This is a genomic window from Flavobacterium sp., assembly GCF_030146175.1.
Lineage (GTDB): Bacteria > Bacteroidota > Bacteroidia > Flavobacteriales > Flavobacteriaceae > Flavobacterium.
In genome coordinates, this window is the sequence record NZ_JASLCE010000043.1 from 64138 (window position 1) to 81360 (window position 17223).

The 17223-nt window shown below is 41.5% G+C and carries 14 protein-coding genes; 8 read left to right on the forward strand and 6 right to left on the reverse strand.

Translation table 11 applies throughout. The features are described 5' to 3' along the window. Positions 1 to 39 precede the first annotated feature (39 nt). The 6 genes from Q1R07_RS05125 to Q1R07_RS05150 form a co-directional block, all read right to left on the reverse strand. Positions 40 to 891 carry an aldo/keto reductase gene (locus tag Q1R07_RS05125; protein ID WP_300486726.1) on the reverse strand — a complete coding sequence of 284 codons (852 nt, stop codon included), beginning with the start codon at positions 889 to 891 and terminating at the stop codon, positions 40 to 42. 78 nt (positions 892 to 969) lie between these two features. Then, on the reverse strand, positions 970 to 1356 hold the full coding sequence (locus tag Q1R07_RS05130) for a DUF1634 domain-containing protein (protein ID WP_300486729.1): 387 nt from the start codon (positions 1354 to 1356) through the stop codon (positions 970 to 972). An 11-nt stretch (positions 1357 to 1367) separates the two neighbouring features. Beyond that, positions 1368 to 2201 (reverse strand): sulfite exporter TauE/SafE family protein, encoded by an 834-nt coding sequence (locus tag Q1R07_RS05135; RefSeq protein WP_300486731.1) that lies wholly within the window; start codon positions 2199 to 2201, stop codon positions 1368 to 1370. A 109-nt stretch (positions 2202 to 2310) separates the two neighbouring features. Further along, positions 2311 to 2952 carry a FadR/GntR family transcriptional regulator gene (locus Q1R07_RS05140; protein WP_300486734.1) on the reverse strand — a complete coding sequence of 214 codons (642 nt, stop codon included), beginning with the start codon at positions 2950 to 2952 and terminating at the stop codon, positions 2311 to 2313. 146 nt (positions 2953 to 3098) lie between these two features. Then, positions 3099 to 4796 carry a ribonucleoside-diphosphate reductase subunit alpha gene (locus Q1R07_RS05145; RefSeq protein WP_300486737.1) on the reverse strand — a complete coding sequence of 566 codons (1698 nt, stop codon included), beginning with the start codon at positions 4794 to 4796 and terminating at the stop codon, positions 3099 to 3101. Positions 4797 to 4811: 15 nt separating this feature from the next. Then, complete coding sequence (locus tag Q1R07_RS05150; protein ID WP_300486740.1) at positions 4812 to 5786, reverse strand: ribonucleotide-diphosphate reductase subunit beta; 975 nt, start codon at positions 5784 to 5786, stop codon at positions 4812 to 4814. A gap of 529 nt (positions 5787 to 6315) precedes the next feature. Between Q1R07_RS05150 and Q1R07_RS05155 the strand changes: the two genes are divergently transcribed. The 8 genes from Q1R07_RS05155 (at position 6316) to Q1R07_RS05190 (ending at position 17222) form a co-directional block, all read left to right on the forward strand. Next, positions 6316 to 7227 (forward strand): NAD(P)/FAD-dependent oxidoreductase, encoded by a 912-nt coding sequence (locus tag Q1R07_RS05155; protein ID WP_300486743.1) that lies wholly within the window; start codon positions 6316 to 6318, stop codon positions 7225 to 7227. 123 nt (positions 7228 to 7350) lie between these two features. Next, positions 7351 to 7527, forward strand: coding sequence for a histone H1 (locus tag Q1R07_RS05160; protein WP_136402700.1), 177 nt, complete (start codon positions 7351 to 7353; stop codon positions 7525 to 7527). 173 nt (positions 7528 to 7700) lie between these two features. Further along, a complete protein-coding gene (locus Q1R07_RS05165; RefSeq protein WP_300486748.1) occupies positions 7701 to 8312 on the forward strand; it encodes a nucleosidase in 612 nt (203 codons plus the stop codon). A 93-nt stretch (positions 8313 to 8405) separates the two neighbouring features. Further along, complete coding sequence (locus Q1R07_RS05170) at positions 8406 to 8948, forward strand: GNAT family N-acetyltransferase (RefSeq protein WP_300486751.1); 543 nt, start codon at positions 8406 to 8408, stop codon at positions 8946 to 8948. 202 nt (positions 8949 to 9150) lie between these two features. Beyond that, a complete protein-coding gene (locus tag Q1R07_RS05175) occupies positions 9151 to 10176 on the forward strand; it encodes an NAD(P)-dependent alcohol dehydrogenase (protein WP_300486754.1) in 1026 nt (341 codons plus the stop codon). Between the two features lie 216 nt (positions 10177 to 10392). Beyond that, positions 10393 to 11979 carry an ABC-F family ATP-binding cassette domain-containing protein gene (locus tag Q1R07_RS05180; RefSeq protein WP_300486757.1) on the forward strand — a complete coding sequence of 529 codons (1587 nt, stop codon included), beginning with the start codon at positions 10393 to 10395 and terminating at the stop codon, positions 11977 to 11979. A gap of 249 nt (positions 11980 to 12228) precedes the next feature. Further along, entirely contained in the window at positions 12229 to 13836 is a 1608-nt protein-coding gene (locus Q1R07_RS05185) for a T9SS type A sorting domain-containing protein (protein ID WP_300486760.1), read from the forward strand. Positions 13837 to 13844: 8 nt separating this feature from the next. Beyond that, on the forward strand, positions 13845 to 17222 hold the full coding sequence (locus Q1R07_RS05190; protein WP_300486763.1) for a hypothetical protein: 3378 nt from the start codon (positions 13845 to 13847) through the stop codon (positions 17220 to 17222). The last annotated feature ends 1 nt before the right edge of the window (position 17223 follow it).

Here is a 17223-nt window from a genome sequence, read left to right on the forward strand (position 1 = left end):
AAGTAGACCTGATCGGCAACCGATCAGGTCTGTAGTTAGCTAGAAAGCCACTTCGTCGGGAAGTAAGCCCGATCCGCCAATATAGGGCAGGGCATCGATACGTTTCATATCGCTTTCCGAAATCTCGAAATGGTATACGTTTAGATTTTGTTTGATTCGCTCCGGAGTAACCGATTTAGGTAATGGCAGGGTTCCGTTTTGCAGACACCAACGGATACACAATTGCGCCACCGAAACGGCATAGTTTGCTGCGATTTCCAATAAGGTAGGATCGTTTAGCATTTTTCCGGTTCCCAGAGGTGACCATGCTTCGATCAAAATGTCGTTTGCTTTACAAAATGCCACGACTTCCGCCTGTAGATAACCCGGATGGTATTCGATTTGGTTGATCACCGGTTTTACGGTAGCCGTTTCCAATAAGGCTTCCAGGTGGTGTACCATAAAATTACTCAGTCCGATGGCTTTGATTTTTCCGTCCTGATATAATTTTTCGAAAGCACGCCAGGTATCGGCATTTTTTTGTTTCCAATCGGAAAACTGTTTGGCATTTGCCGGCCAGTGAATCAGATAGAGATCCAGGTAATCCGTTTGCAAGTCACTTAACGTTTTTTCAAAAGCCTTTAGAGTGCTTTCGTAGCCACGCTCGGAATTCCAAAGCTTACTGGTAATAAACAATTCCTTACGGTCAATTCCCGAATCGGCAATCGCCTGACCGATACTTTTTTCGTTTCCGTAGATCGCAGCGGTATCGATATGTCGGTATCCGTTTTCCAAAGCCGATTTTACAGCCAGTACTGCGGTTGCTCCATCGGGTGTTTGCCAGGTTCCGAAACCAATTTCCGGAATGCTAACCCCGTTATTAAGCGTATAATCTGGAATGCTGTTATGCATGATGGTTGTGATTTATAGAGTTATGATAGATTCAAATGTACCAATTCAAAGGTGAAAAGATGTTAAATTCGTGTTGTATTATACCTTCAGTCCGCCAAAAATACTGGTCATAATAATACTGAGAACGATTAGGGTAATGACGATATACATTTTGTCCTTTTCAAGAATAAAAGCAAATAGCGACAGTACCACACGCAGGATTGGTGTCGCGATCAGGGCCAATACGCCAAACTGTATGATCTCGGTAGGATTTAATGCCATTGCACCTTTTAGAATCCCTTCGAAAGTGGTGTATGCTGCACCTTCTCCCTGGAAAGTATGATAGGAAGGAACGGGCGATCCGCCATGATGTAACAGGTAGGCAACACCACCGGCAATCGCCAGAAAACAAGCCGTTAAAACGCCATAACGCAACACTTTTCCCACCAGTTGCTGTACATCGGTATCTGAAATATGTTTTTTCATAAGGCGTCGTTTTAAAATTTATGGTGATAACCGTTATAAATCATTTCCAATGCGACAAAAGTGATCGCCACACAGAAAATAATTCGCAATACTTTTGGATCCATTCGGGTGAGTAATTTCGAACCGGTAAAAGCACCGGCCAATACACCGATGATCACCGGAAAAGCAATTCCCGGATCCATATACCCCCGTTGTAGGTAAACAACAGCACTCGCTGCGGCCGTAACGCCAATCATAAAGTTACTCGTAGTCGTACTCACTTTAAACGGGATATGCATGGTCGCATCCATGGCCAATACTTTTAAAGCGCCGGAACCAATTCCCAGTAGGCCTGAAAGTACACCGGCCACAGTCATAATCGAAAAACCGGCTCCGATATTTTTGAGTTTATACGGAACTTCTCCGTTTGGAGTGGGGTAGGTACTGTTTAATTTCAGTTTATAGGAAAGCGGACTTCCTTCGGTCAAAGCGGACTGGTTCTTTTTTCGCAAGGTCATTGCGGCGGAGAAAATCAGGACGCAGCCAAATAAAATGGCAATCGTATTGGTAGGCGTATACACGGCTATCAACGCACCGATGACGGCGCCAATGGTGGTAGCAATTTCCAGAAACATACCCAGTCGGATATTGGTAATTCCTTCTTTTACATAGGCACTGGCCGATCCCGATGAGGTGGCGATCGAAGCCAATAAAGCCGCTCCGATGGCATAACGGATATCCACACCAAAAGCCAGTGTTAATAGGGGAATAACGACAACACCACCGCCCAAACCGGTTAGGGATCCCAAAAGACCAGCCAGATAAGCACCTAATAAAAGGATTAGGGTAAAGGTTAGTATAGACATAATATTGCAGATTTTAATTTGTAATCGTGTTAATTCAATACAAACATACGCTCTTTTATTTAAACATATGATGTTTTGAATTTTTTTGGACTAATTTTAACACCGGAGTTTACTGATTCTGATCGAGTATTTTTCGTAATGTAGCGATTCCGGCAGCTTCCTGTTGTGATTTCAGTGCTTCCAGCAACTGCTCGTGTAGGTGATGGTTCATGGCAAACTGGGTTATGCCTTTCGGTTCGCGAGCCGCAAAGAAGTTACGCAGAATCACGGTAAAACCATAGTATAATTCGGCCAGTACTTTATTTCCGGAGGCAAAAGCAATCGCCATATGAAAATCGATATCGGCATTGGCACATTCCTCCGGGTTTTCCGCGAGTATGGCTGTTTTCCGACGTTCCAGACAGTGTGTGATTTCGGTCAGTTGTGTTTCCGTTCGATTGGCTGTTGCGAGACGTATGATTTCTTCTTCCAACAGTTTTCGAACGGCATTGACATCTTTAAAATCAGCCCGTTGCAAGCGTTGCTCCATATTCAGCTCCTGGTAATTGTTGGTCACCGTAGTACCGGAACCTTGTTTGACTTTAAGGATTCCCGAAATAGCCAATGTTTTTATAGCTTCCCGAATGGTCGATCGACCTACGCCATATTTTTGCATTAATTCCGGTTCGGCAGGAATTTTTTCACCGGGTTGGTAAACCCCGTTTGCAATATCTTCTTTTATACTGTTGACAATCTTGGTGTACAGTTTCATAAGCCTTATTTTATACAAACATAAGATGTTTTGATGATAAGGCGGATGTTTTTGGGACAGATTTGTGACGAAGAACTAAAAAAGGACTTTATTAGCATTAATAAAGTCCTTTTTAAATTGAAAACCGGGTTGGTTTTTTATCTGTTTTAAGATTCGCAGCTACTGCAACTCACCAGATTGGTGATAAATTCTTTGGAAACACTTTGACTACGTTGGTAATACAAGGTTTTTACACCCAGTTTCCAGGCTTCGATCAACAGGCTGTTTACCTCTTTGATTGGCAATTCCGAAGGAATATTCAGATTTAAACTTTGTGCCTGATCCACGAATTTCTGACGGATAGCCGCTTGTTGGATAATCTCCAACTGACTGATTTCTTTAAAGGTTTTAAAAACATCCTTCTCCTGTTGTGTTAATTCTGTAATATGCTGAACACTACCACCATTTAACATAATACCGCGCCATATTTCTTCGTTATCCAGCCCTTTTTCTTCCAATAGTTTTTTTAGGTATTTGTTTTTACGCATAAAATTCCCTTTGGAAAGCCCGGCTTTATAATAGTTACTACTAAACGGTTCAATTCCCGGAGAGGTTTGTCCTAAAATGGCCGAAGACGATGTGGTAGGCGCAATAGCCAGCGTCGTTGTATTACGACGACCGTAACCTTTTAGTAATTCCGGTTCACCGTAAATACGCGCCAGTTCCTGAGTCGCCTTATCGGCTTTATCACTGATGTGTTTGAAAATTTCGGTGGTTTTCATTTTGGCTTCCATACCTTCAAACGGAATCATGTTTTTTTGCAGGTACGAATGCCAGCCTAGTACACCAAGTCCTAACGCACGGTGTCTTTTTGCAAATTTATTCGCAGCGGTCAGGTAATAATTTCCTTCCGTTTTTTCGATAAATTCCTGTAATACGGCATCCAGGAAAAAGATAGCCAGTTTAACGGCTTCGGTATCTTTCCATTCCTCATACAATTCCAGATTCATCGACGACAAGCAGCAGATAAACGATTCGTCTTTTGTTGACGGCAACATGATTTCACTGCACAGATTACTAGCATTGATACGCATGTTGAGATCTTTATAGACCTGCGGTTTATTTTTATTCACATTATCCGAAAAGAAAATATACGGAAGTCCTTTTTGCTGACGGCTTTCGAGTACTTTGGCCCAAACATGGCGTTTTTCGGTATCGCCGTCGATCATTTCCTGCATCCAGTAATCCGGTACGCAAATTCCGGTAAACAGATTTTGAATCGGATTACCTATATTTTTGATTTTTAGAAATTCCTCGATATCCGGATGATCAATATCCAGATAGGCGGCAAAGGCACCACGGCGAACGCCACCTTGCGAAATGGTATCCATAGCTGTATCGAATAGTTTCATAAAACTTACGGAACCACTACTTTTCCCGTTGTCGGTTACGGCACTACCGCGTTCGCGCAATTCTCCGAAATAACCCGAAGTACCGCCTCCGATTTTCGTCTGCATAATTACTTCGCCCAATTTATGGGTAATTCCTTCGATATGATCCGGAACGTGTACGTTAAAACAGGAGATCGGTAAACCTCTTTCGGTTCCCATATTGGCCCAAACCGGCGAACTGATACTCATCCAGCCGCGTTCGATCATTTCCTGAAAGGATTCTTTTAGCTCCGGGCGAAACAAACGACGTGCAGCAGCACTACAAATCCGATCGATGGCGCCTTCTACGGTTTCTCCTTTTAAAAGGTAACCCCGGTTTAAGATTTGCTCACTTTCTGAATTTTTCCACCATAATTTTGGTAATGGCGCATTGTCGGTTGCGATTTCGCTATTGGTTTGTGGGATATCTTGCATGTTTAAAAACTCAAATTAAAATAAATCGTTAGCGGTAATACTTTTGTCATGTTTGGTATAGTCAACCGGACGTTTAGCGAAGAAATCATCCAGACTATTCGCAAATACCTCTTCTTCAAACCATGCCATAGCCTGATAGTCTTCCGGAGATACATAGAATACTTTCTCAATACCAATCTGACTAAGACTTTCATCGATACGGAACTTCATAAAATTCACCAAATCGTGTTTTTTAATGATTTCAATTTCACCTTCTTCAAAGATCCAGTCCAGGATATCCGATTCAACACTGATGGAATCTTTAACGCTTTCGCGAATCAGGTCGATGGTTTCCGCATCAAAATATTCCGGGTGTTCTTCGCGAATTTTGTTTACGATATAAATACCCGCATTAGCATGCACCTGTTCGTCTACCGAAGTCCAGGCAATAATATTGCTTACATTCTTCATATATCCTTTAAAACGGGTAAAGGCAAGGATAATCGCAAACTGACTAAATAATGATACATTTTCGATCAGAATACTAAACAAAATCAGCGCAACTACATATTTTTTATTGTCTTCCGAACGAGTATCCTGTAATACTTTTGACAAATAGTTTACCCGTTGCATGATTACCGGAATGTCCAGTAATTTTTCGAATTCGTCGTTATAACCCAATACTTCCAATAAACGGGAATAGGCTTCCGAATGGCGGAACTCACATTCGGCAAAGGTGCTACCCAATCCGTTGAATTCCGGTTTTGGAAAATGCTCATAAATATTGCCCCAAAAACTTTTTACGGCCACTTCAATTTGTGCAATAGCTAATAAACTATGTTTGATTGCCGTTTTTTCGGCCGAACTTAAATGGGAATGAAAATCCTGTGTATCGGCTGTAAAATCAACCTCACTGTGTACCCAGTACGATTTGTTGATAGCTTCAGTAAATTGCAGTACCTCCGGGTACTCAAACGGTTTATAGTTGATTCGTTTATCGAAAATTGACATATATATAGAATTTAAAATTGAACCTGATTTGGGGAGGTAGCGTCGGGCTTTTTTCCGATCGGAAATAAGCTTGTCCGGTATTTTTCAAAGGTACGACAAGCCTGATTTTTGGTCAAAAGATTTGAGAAAGAAATCCGGATGTTTTATCAACAGCCCCTTTCGAACCTGTAAAAAAGAGTTATCAACAGCAGGCAATTTTACGGAAAGTAGTAGGATTGTGGCGACTTGCCCGGTATCCAAAAAAAGTTATAAACAGCTTTTCTTCCGATCTGTTTTTGCTTTTTAAAACGACTTATCAACAGTTTGTATCCGGTACGATTTTGTGCCCGTATAAAATCGCAGTCGAATAAGGTAATTTTATCTAAAATGATTTTAAATAAGCTGTTTGTAGCCGTATTCTGATTATTTCTTTTGAATCAAATAGTTGTGAAAATAAACGCAATTAAGTTGCGTTTACTGAAATAATTGTATTTTTGTACCCGAATGGACATTTCTTGTCCTGATATTTCTATATAAAACATAAAAAGCTATGACAAAAACGACTTATGATGTTATTATTGTAGGAGGAAGTTACTCCGGTTTATCCGCAGCGATGAGTCTGGGACGGGCTTTGCGACAGGTGTTGGTTCTTGACGATGGAAAACCCTGTAACCGGCAAACACCGCATTCCCATAATTTCCTGACACAGGACGGAGAAACGCCACAACAGATTGCCGCAATTGCTAGGGAACAGGTAGCCCGTTACGAGACGATCCGTTTTTATAAGGGTAGCGCAACAGCGGCTCAAAGAACAAACGGGAATTTTGAAATCAAAACGGATGACGGTAGCGTTTTTACCGCCAGACGACTGTTATTCGCGACCGGTTTAAAAGATAATTTTCCGGATATTGATGGCTTCGCAGCTTGTTGGGGTATTTCGGTATTACATTGTCCGTATTGTCATGGATATGAAGTAAAACAACAACCGACCGGAATTATAGCCAATGGAGATATAGCCTTTCATTATGCACAACTTATCTTTAACTGGACCAAAAAGCTGACGATTTATACCAATGGAAAATCGACACTTTCGGCGGCGCAGGTACAAATAATAAAAAGCAATTCAATTGCAATTATAGAAAAAGAGATTGCTTCCCTCGAACACGAGCAGGGAAAATTAAAGAGGATCGTGTTTAAAGATCAGACAAGTATACCGCTTCAGGTGATTTATTCCCGTCCGGAGTTTACACAAAATTGTCCGATACCGGAAGCATTGGGTTGCGAAATAAATGAAATGGGACTGCTAAAAATCGATCCGACTTTTAAAACTACGGTCGAAGGTGTATCTGCATCGGGCGATTGTTCCAGCATGCGAACCGTGTCAGTTGCCGTCGCCACTGGGACTCAGGCCGGTGCTTTTATCAATAATGAGCTGTCGGCAGAAGATTTTGTTAAAATATAAGTCGCTGATTATTAATTGGTAGTGTTTTTGGAAGGCAGTAAAAGTAAAATTAACCCTTCCGGAAGCTTTTTTCCTAACCTTAAAATGCTATTTTTGTTTTTTAATTTTTAACAAATATATATTATGAAAGACTTATTAACGAAGATCAACGCCGAAATTGATGCATTCAAAGCCGAGTCAGAATTACAAGTTGAAAAAGGAAATAAAGCTGCAGGAACAAGAGCTCGTAAATCTGCTTTAGAATTAAGCAAATTATTAAAAGAGTTCAGAAAAGTATCTGTAGAAGAATCTAAAAAATAAGACGCTATAGCACAGGTATTTCGTTTGTAGATACGCTGAACTATAACAACATCGAATGCCACTGGACTACCGGTGGCATTTTGTTTTTGGAGCTATTGGTTTTCTGTATCTTTGCCGGACTAAAACAGGAATACGATATTGCTATTTATTTTTTATCTTAAATTTTAAAAACCTTGGATACCCAATCAAAAACGATAACGCAATTAGTAAAGGGCAATCCGCTTTATGTATTTGCCTTAAATTCGGAAGCCGGAGAATTGTTCCAAAACGAAAAAACACTGTTTGTCGGTATCGGAAAAGTCAACGCAGCCTATCATTTGACCCGTGAAATTCAGCTAAACCGACCAGAGTTGATCATAAATCTTGGATCGGCCGGGAGTAACACTTTTACAAAGGGAACCGTAGTAAACTGTACCCGTTTTATACAACGCGATATGGACGTGAGAGGATTGGGATTTGATTTGTATAAAACGCCACTTTCGAACGAGGAAATCGTGTTGGAATACGGAGTAACAATTCCGGGGTTACCGGACGGAATTTGCGGTACCGGAGACAATTTTGAAACCAATCATGATACGACCGATTATACCGTTGTGGACATGGAGGCCTATGCGATGGCACTGATCGCAAAACAGGAACAAATTCCGTTTTTATGTTTGAAATATATTTCGGACGGAGCCGATGGTTCCGCAGCCGAAGACTGGACGATACAGGTACATAATGCAGCAATAGCATTTAAAAAAGTACTCGATTCGATTGTCATTGCTTCTCAGTCAACCGTGTAAGGTAGCGTCTGAAATGGAGTAGCCTTTTTTGTAAGAATGGTCTATAGGGATAGTCCGTTTTTTGGATAATTTTGAAATATCAAAAAAAAAACCATGTTATTTTCCATTCAAACACCGTTAGAAAACGATAAAGTCCAATTATATCCCTTACAGGAATCCGATTTCGAATCCCTTTTTGCCTTGGCTTCCGATCCTAAAGTTTGGGAACAACATCCCAATAAAGATCGATGGAAAGAACCCGTTTTTCGTGTTTTTTTCGACGGAGCGATGCAAAGCAAAGGGGCCTATAAAATTGTAGACAAAGCGACTGGAGAAGTCGCCGGCTGTACCCGATTTTACGATTATAATGAAAAAGAAAACACGATTCTGATTGGTTATACTTTTTATGCGGTACAATTTTGGGGAACCGGAATCAACCCGTCTGTAAAAAGACTCATGATGGATTATGCTTTTCAATATGTCGCTGCCATTGACTTTCATATCGGCGCGACCAACTACCGTTCGCAGATTGCCATATCACGACTTGGAGTCACCAAAATTGCCGAAGAAAATATAGCTTATCATGGCGAAACGCCCAAACTGAATTTTATCTATCGAATCCGAAAACAGGATTGGGAAACCATCGAAAAAAAATAATCAACCGATAATAAAATGACGACCCGAAAAGAGTCGTCATTTTTTTTAGAAAGAGGTTTGGATCACGTTTTAAACGATAAGCGAAATAGTGATAACCGGAAAGTATTATTTGACTTGGAGTTGGTAGATTTAACGCTTATATAACTTTTTTTAAATCGCATTTGCTTAAATTTATAAGGTTAACCTTTAAAAAACAGTAAGTATGAAAGCAGTACGATATTTTGGACATAAAGATGTCAGAGTAGTAACCGATATGGAAAAACCGGTTCCGTCGGGGGATGAAGTACTATTAAAAATTGGAGGAGCCGGTGTTTGTCATTCCGATTTACATATTATTGATGAAGGAATTGTTTCGGGAGTTACGTTTACATTAGGACACGAAAATGCCGGTTGGGTAGAAGAAGTGGGACAGGATGTAAAGGGTTTTAAAAAAGGTGATGCCGTATTGGTTTACGGTCCGTGGGGATGCGGACATTGTAAACCGTGTCAGCATTCACAGGAAAATTATTGTGATCATCAGTCAGAACAAGCTTTTGGAGGTGGATTAGGACTTAACGGTGGTATGGCCGACTATATGTTGGTGCCGTCTTCCCGTTTATTGGTTCCCATTCATGACCTCGATCCGGTAATCGCAGCACCTTTAACCGATGCGGCTTTAACGCCTTATTCGGCCATCAAGCGATCGTTACACAAATTAATGCCGGATGAATATGTCGTAGTGATCGGAGTAGGAGGATTGGGCCACGTGGCTTTACAAATACTAACGGAAATGAGCGGCGCTACGATTATAGCCTGTGATATTACTCCGGAACGATTGGAATTTGCTAAAAAATTGGGTGCTACCCATGCCATCAATTCAATGGATAAAGATGCGGCAGCGCAAATCCAGAACATTACCGGTATCCGAAAAGCCAAAGTTGTAATCGATTTTGTTGGCGCATCGTCTACAATTGACCTTGGCACGAAGGTAGTTGGTCTGGATGGCGATCTGACTATTGTTGGTTTGGGCGGTGGAAAATATGAATACAATATGAATGGCTTACCCTTTGGTGTCAGTATGACCAATCCGTATTGGGGTTCGCGTACTGAACTTATGGAAGTAATCGGGTTGGCCCGACAAAAGAAAATCCATATTGAAGTCGAAAAATACAAGCTAGATCAGGCGGTGGAAGTGTATGACAAATTGCGAAACGGACAGATAAAAGGACGTGCCGTTTTAATCCCGTAAACCATCATAAATTATAAAAAAGCGACTGCTGGAATTTTCCAGCAGTCGCTTTTTTATTGTGATACGGGAAAATAAATCGGGAATTGCGATAAAAATTTTATCTTTGTCGTACAAAAATGTAATCTACATGTGAAAATAATTTCTTTCAGGCATTACTAAAACCGGGGACTACAAAGTGCTCCCGGGTGTTTTGTTTCACCTCTAAAGAAAGAAATTATGTTGATTTTACAGCATGTCTCCTATATACATCCCAATAGGGAGCTTTTATTTGACGACCTGAATCTGGTTGTTAACAATTATGACAAAATAGCCTTAATCGGGCATAACGGCGTAGGAAAGTCCACGTTGTTTCGGATCATCACCGGAGCTGTACCAATTTCCGGAGGTCAGTGTACTATTCGTACCGAACCGTATTATATACCACAGGTATTCGGACAATTTAACGAGCTTACCGTAGCTGAAGCTTTACGGATTGACAGAAAATTACAGGCACTATCCGAAATCCTCTCCGGTACTGTAACTGAAGAAAATTTTACGACGCTCAACGACGATTGGACATTGGAAGAACGTTGTCGGGAAGCTTTGTGCTACTGGCAATTGGACGGTATCGACCTGAATCAGCCGATGCATACGTTAAGCGGCGGACAAAAAACCAAAGTTTTTCTGGCCGGAATTGCCATACATCAACCGGAATTGGTTTTATTGGATGAACCCAGTAATCACCTGGATCGTACAGGACGTCAGTTGTTATATGACTTTATCCAATCGTCCAATATAGCGATGATTGTAATCAGTCATGATCGCAAGTTGCTAAATCTACTCGATATAACCTGCGAACTAACACCAAACGGGATTACGACCTATGGCGGTAATTATGATTTTTATACCACTCAAAAAGAGATCGAAAAGAATGCTTTACACCAGGATATTCAAAGCAAGGAAAAGGCCTTAAAAAAAGCAAAAGAAAAAGAGCGGGAAACCTTGGAGCGCCAACAAAAACTGGATGCAAAAGGAAAAGGCAAACAGGAGAAATCCGGAGTGGCAAGAATAATGATCAATACTATGCGGAATAAAGCTGAAAACAGTACTTCCAAACTAAAAAGCATTCATGCCGAAAAAATAGGCGGTATCGCCAAAGAATTACAAAATTTACGAGCTACAGTACCGGATAGCGACAAAATGAAATTTGGTTTTGGACTACCGGCACTACATAAAGGCAAATTATTTTTTAAAGCAACGGAACTAAATTTCTCGTATGACAATAGGCCACTATGGAAACATAATCTAAATATTGAAATCGCAAGCGGCGATCGCCTGACGATAAAAGGAGATAATGGTTCCGGAAAGACCACATTGATTCAGATTATTTTAGGCAATTTGCAACCTAAAATCGGAATAATTCACAGAATACCGATTAAAACAATCTATATCGATCAGGAATATTCCTTAATCGATAACGGTATAACGGTATACGAGCAGGCGCAACAGTTCAATACGGCTGCTTTGCCGGAACACGAGATAAAAATGCGTTTAAATCGATTTCTGTTTACTTATGATGACTGGCAAAAGCCTTGTAAAGTCCTTAGTGGTGGAGAGCGAATGCGTTTGTTGCTTTGTGGTCTTACGATTGGAAATGAAGCGCCCGACTGTATTGTTCTGGATGAGCCGACAAATAATCTGGATTTGCAAAATATCGAAATTCTTACCGCTTCGATAAATGAATACAAAGGAACCCTGATTGTCGTTTCCCATGATGCTACTTTTTTGGAACAGCTGCATATTGAGAGAGAAATAGTACTATAATTACTTCTTTACACCTGACAGGTTTTCAAAACCTGTCAGGTGTTTGTGTAGGTAAAGATATATATGCGTATTGCGAATAATAGATTGGTGTTGTTTTAGAATGTATTGTTGAAATGTGAATAATATACCATAACACACATATTGTAATTTATAAAGATTCTATTTTTCACAGATTGCAATTCTTTCTTTTTGAAGAGCGATAATAATGAATTATTTTTGCAGTCCACTAACTTAATTGACAACTGTTTAATGACAAAAATGACGAATCGTGCCTTATTACAAGGCAGGATTTCGGCACTACTATTGCCATGCCTTTTTCCGATGGTATCCCAGGCACAGGATATCTTATGGGAAAAATCGTATGGTGGTAAACATGCCGAGTTCCTCGCAGACGTACTGCCCACGCCCGACTATGGGTTCCTCTTAGCTGGCAGTTCCTTATCCGACAAAAACGGAAACAAAGAAATGGTTTCGAGCGGTAATTTCGATTACTGGCTCTGGAAAATGGACGAACACGGATCACCCGAATGGCAAAAAAGCTATGGCGGATCCGGTATGGATTTTCTTCAAAGTGTACAACTCACAACCGATGGCGGTTTTATTCTGGCCGGTGTATCGGATTCCCCGAAAAGTGCCGGAAAAAAAGACGACTCCAAAGGTCATGATGACTTCTGGATTGTAAAACTCGACGCCAAAGGAGCCGAACAATGGCAGCGTACTATTGGTGGAAACGGTCAGGAGCAACTGGCTTGTATCCGTCGTACCAAAGATGGCGGTTATATTGTAGGCGGTTCGTCCGCATCGGGAAAATCCGGTGACAAAACGCAAGCGAACTTTGGCAACCTGGATTACTGGGTAGTCAAATTGCGTTCGGACGGTACGATCGAATGGCAACAAACCTATGGCGGAAAACACCTTGATCAGTTGAAAACGATCGAGCAAACTCCGGATGGCGGCTATATCATTGGTGGTTATTCCAACTCGCCGGCTTCCGGAAATAAACTCAACGACAATATAGGCGTGGGTGATTACTGGATCCTTAAAACCGACAAACAGGGTGGTATCGAATGGCAACGTACCTTAGGTGGTGATGGTGATGATCACCTGACGGCACTGATCCAATGCAAAACCGGAGGCTATTTATTAGGCGGAAGTTCCAATTCGAACCCATCGAACGATAAAAGTAAGGCTAACGGTAAAGGAACCGACTTCTGGGTGGTACGATTGGACACGGACGGGCAAACCATTTGGCAGGAAACCTACAATTATGGTAAAACCGACCTGTTAACTTCGATTATTGAGAATGACGATCATACGTTTTTAATCGGTGGTTATGCGCATACCGAAGTAGGCGAAGGCAAAAAAGATAAAAAAGACATCAACGACTATATCGCGGTAAAAATAAACGATAAAGGCGAAGAAGTATGGAGTAAAACCGTAGGAAGTGATGGGGAAGATATCTTAGGCCGATTAATCGAAACCCGTGACGGTGGTTATCTGCTTGCCGGAACCTCCAAAGGGAAGCCCTCGCGCAATAAAAGCGGCGGACATGGCGGTAGCGATTTTTGGGTGGTAAAACTTAAAGATCGTTATAAAAAAGAACTGGACAAACCGGCCATTGAAGCCCTTCCTAACCCGGCGCAACAATTTACCAATATCATTGTGGGTTACGATTTCCAAACAGGAACCGCTTCGGTATTCGATCTTTCGGGACGACAACTGCAACAGTTCTCGATCGACAGTCGCACCGTACCGGTTGACTTAAGTCAGTACCCGGAAGGTATCTATATCGTAGAAATCCGTACCAACGTACAACACAACTCGGTAAAAGTCATCAAGGGCATCCAACCTAAATAAGAAATTACATGAAAAAAATACTACTCACCTTACTGCTTTTAGGGCTTTATGGGACAACTATGGCCCAGGAAACACCTCCGCCTAGTCCTACCGCAATAGTTGTACCCGAGGTAACCAAACCTTCGGTGGACGCCTTTGCCTTAACCAAATTCGGAGATATCCCGATTAATGAATACTCCGGAATGGTCAATGCTTCTATTCCGCTTTATACTGTGCAATCCGGGCATCTTTCCTTACCGATAAGTTTAAACTATAATGCTGCTGGGGTTAAATTGAGCCAACCGGCTACCTGGACTGGAATTAACTGGACACTTAGTGCCGGAGGAGTTATTACCCGAACGGTAAATGATAAACCCGATGAAGCCGACTATCTGGAAGGAAGGCTGACCGCTGAAATGATTGATCCGGCCGGTTTGTATAACGGTTCCTCTCATGCTATTTGGTTAAACCGGATTTTTGCGAAGCTACGTAGGATATGGGATGTGAAGCCCGATCAGTTTTATTTTAATTTTCCGGGCTATTCCGGTAGCTTTTTCTTCGACGTGAATTTTGTACCACGTCTAGCCAAAGCGGATAGCAATCTTAAAATTGAAATTATGGGAAGTGATCCCGATAACAAGATTCGTTTCCGTCAGTCGCAGGAATTTCGTTTGATCACCCCGGAAGGAATCAAATATTATTTTGGAGGTGCTACTGCCACCGAAACCACCTTTGTCGGGACACGTATGGATAATCCGTATGTCCCAACGGCCTATTATCTAACCCGGATTGATCATCCGGAGAGTGGTACCATCCTGTTTGAATACGACTCGGACTCGGTAAACAGAACCATTCGTATGGATCAGGTAGAAAACCTAACGGTGAAGGTATATGAATTCGATACCAGTACCCGCGATTGTATTCGTCCGCCAACGGTTGAACAGGATCATACGACCACCACTACTAATACGATTACCGCTAATGGTAAGACCTTAACCAAGATAAAAGGGGCTGGCTCCGAAATCACGTTTAACAGTGCCAATGGTTCTTCGTTGCATTATCGAAAAGTGTTAAATAGTGTTGAAATAAAGCAAGGTGGGGCAGTTGTCAATACAATCAATTTAACCTACCTGTTTCCCGGTTTACCAACTTTTTCAGAACGTTTTTTCCTGACCAAAGTAGAGTTCAATAAAAACAACAACTATGGTCACGGACGTAAATACGAACAATATACTCTGGAATACGATGATCCGCTAGGATTGCCTACGCGAACCAGTTCGGCACGTGATGCATTAGGATATTACAACGGTAAGACGTTTAATTCGACCGCCTTGCCACAAAACAACGATTTGTATTTCCATAATTATTATCCGAATCTGGCCGACAGAAGTTCCGATTTTGCCAGTGCTGTAAAAGGATCATTAAAGAAAATCAGTTATCCGACCGGAGGCTATTCGGAATTTGAATACGAAATGGAAAAATCCAAAGACTATGTTGACGGAGGAATCACAATGGATATCTGGCGTAACAATCCGGCGAGAAACCCGGTTAACAAAACATCGGTAAACAGTGCAATTACAGGGGATTTATACGAAAATCCGGATGGAACCTTTGGATTTACAGGTGCTTTTGAAAGTCAAACCGTTAAAGGGATTATCAATGTTCTCTCGAATAGTCAGATGGGGCATACCGATGTTATTGTGTTGAAAATTTCGGATTTATCAGCCAATACCATACAGGAGATTACTTTCCGAATGCCGGATGGCAATCAGGAAATAGGAACCGGTAGGTATGATTTTTCAAAGGAGTTTACTTTTGATATTGTAAAAGACCATCAATATGCTTTCCAACTCTATAACAACTACCAATTTTCAACCACGCAGTTTGATGCGCAACTTTATTTTACTTATCGCAAAGGAACCAAACTAATAGACGACGGAAAGCTACGGGTTAAGCGTACGACGGATTATACGGCCGCAAGTGAACAGGCTTTTGTAAAACGGTACTACTATACTTCTATGGAAGATTATTTTAAAAATCCATTGGATTTGGTAACCTTTCGAAAAAATCACGAGTATATTACCGATTGGCAGTTGACCAAATGTTGTAATGGAGGTGGTGAAGCGCCACTAGAACAAAAGCAACAGTTTGAAATCAATTTTAGAACGTTTTCTTCTAATCCGCTTACCCCAACTAGCGAACTGGAACGCAACTACGAACACGTACTGATCAGCTATGGCGGAGATAACTTTGAATTGGGCGGAAAGTACAAACGTTTTCATAACAACACCTTTGGAATCAATGAGGATATATGGCCGATACATCAGAGTGTATTCCAACAAGAAAGAGCCAGTTATAAAGGAAATGCAGGGGATATTTATCAGGGTACCTTACTGGAAGAAATCGATCTGACAAAACGAGGCAGCACCTTGTATAAGGTTCGACAAAAAAACTGGCAATACCGCTATGAAGACGTAGCGAGTATCACTGGCGTTATCGGAGGATATGCCTTCTTTAACTGTGTATTCAAGAATAGTGGGATTACCAACTTTGACCTTCGTAAATACCAACTGTTATCTCGAAAAGCACAGTTAATCAAAGCAAAAACCTATGACTTTACCACTCCGGTATTATATACAGTGAATCCGGAGAGCAACCCGACAGCTTATTTGTCCACTACAGAAGACTATTGGTATGATGGGCTGATCGGTTTACCGACCATGATTGTAACCACCACAAGCGAAGACGGCATGGTAAGCCGCGTGCATTACACGTATGCCAATCAGACCAATTTGGTACCGGATGCTACACCTGCACAGATCGCAGCCCTGAACAAATTAGTTGAATTAAACAAAGTATCCCAGCCGGTTATGGTTCGAACTTTCTACGGACTTGCTAATGGAATTCCCCCTTTAACCGGAACCAAAGTCACGTATTATAAAAGCTGGAACAATAACCCGAACCGAATCTTACCGGAGCTGGTGCGTTTTTCAAAAGGAAGCGGTGCTTTGGAAGATCGTATCCTGATCGAGAAATACGATGCATACGGAAACATGACGCAAGTACGACTAAAAGACGGCGCCCCTACCTATTACCAATACAACAATCGGAATCAGGTAATGCTTAAAATTGAAAACTTTGTCCCAGGCGATCCTGGTAACGGAAATGATGAGGTAGTATTACCGGAACCAGTGTTAGGCGCTCCCTGCACTTTTAGTCAAACCTATCCGGGATCTATTGTGACGTATTATTACTATGATGCCACGACCTTTTTGTTAACCCGAACACTGGATACCAATTGTCGGAATACGTATTACGAGTACGATAGTCTGATGCGTTTAAAACGCATAAAAGATCATGACGGCAATATCATCGAGGAGTATGACAACAATTACAGAACCAACTAAA

What these genes read in the sequence shown, in the direction of transcription:
- Q1R07_RS05175 (WP_300486754.1), top strand. Translation starts at nt 9,151, where the DNA reads ATGAAAGCAGTACGATATTTTGGACATAAAGATGTCAGAGTAGTAACC.
- Q1R07_RS05130 (WP_300486729.1), bottom strand. Translation starts at nt 1,356, where the DNA reads ATGAAAAAACATATTTCAGATACCGATGTACAGCAACTGGTGGGAAAA.
- Q1R07_RS05170 (WP_300486751.1), top strand. Translation starts at nt 8,406, where the DNA reads ATGTTATTTTCCATTCAAACACCGTTAGAAAACGATAAAGTCCAATTA.
- Q1R07_RS05160 (WP_136402700.1), top strand. Translation starts at nt 7,351, where the DNA reads ATGAAAGACTTATTAACGAAGATCAACGCCGAAATTGATGCATTCAAA.
- Q1R07_RS05185 (WP_300486760.1), top strand. Translation starts at nt 12,229, where the DNA reads ATGACAAAAATGACGAATCGTGCCTTATTACAAGGCAGGATTTCGGCA.
- Q1R07_RS05155 (WP_300486743.1), top strand. Translation starts at nt 6,316, where the DNA reads ATGACAAAAACGACTTATGATGTTATTATTGTAGGAGGAAGTTACTCC.
- Q1R07_RS05180 (WP_300486757.1), top strand. Translation starts at nt 10,393, where the DNA reads ATGTTGATTTTACAGCATGTCTCCTATATACATCCCAATAGGGAGCTT.
- Q1R07_RS05140 (WP_300486734.1), bottom strand. Translation starts at nt 2,952, where the DNA reads ATGAAACTGTACACCAAGATTGTCAACAGTATAAAAGAAGATATTGCA.
- Q1R07_RS05190 (WP_300486763.1), top strand. Translation starts at nt 13,845, where the DNA reads ATGAAAAAAATACTACTCACCTTACTGCTTTTAGGGCTTTATGGGACA.
- Q1R07_RS05135 (WP_300486731.1), bottom strand. Translation starts at nt 2,201, where the DNA reads ATGTCTATACTAACCTTTACCCTAATCCTTTTATTAGGTGCTTATCTG.
- Q1R07_RS05145 (WP_300486737.1), bottom strand. Translation starts at nt 4,796, where the DNA reads ATGCAAGATATCCCACAAACCAATAGCGAAATCGCAACCGACAATGCG.
- Q1R07_RS05150 (WP_300486740.1), bottom strand. Translation starts at nt 5,786, where the DNA reads ATGTCAATTTTCGATAAACGAATCAACTATAAACCGTTTGAGTACCCG.
- Q1R07_RS05125 (WP_300486726.1), bottom strand. Translation starts at nt 891, where the DNA reads ATGCATAACAGCATTCCAGATTATACGCTTAATAACGGGGTTAGCATT.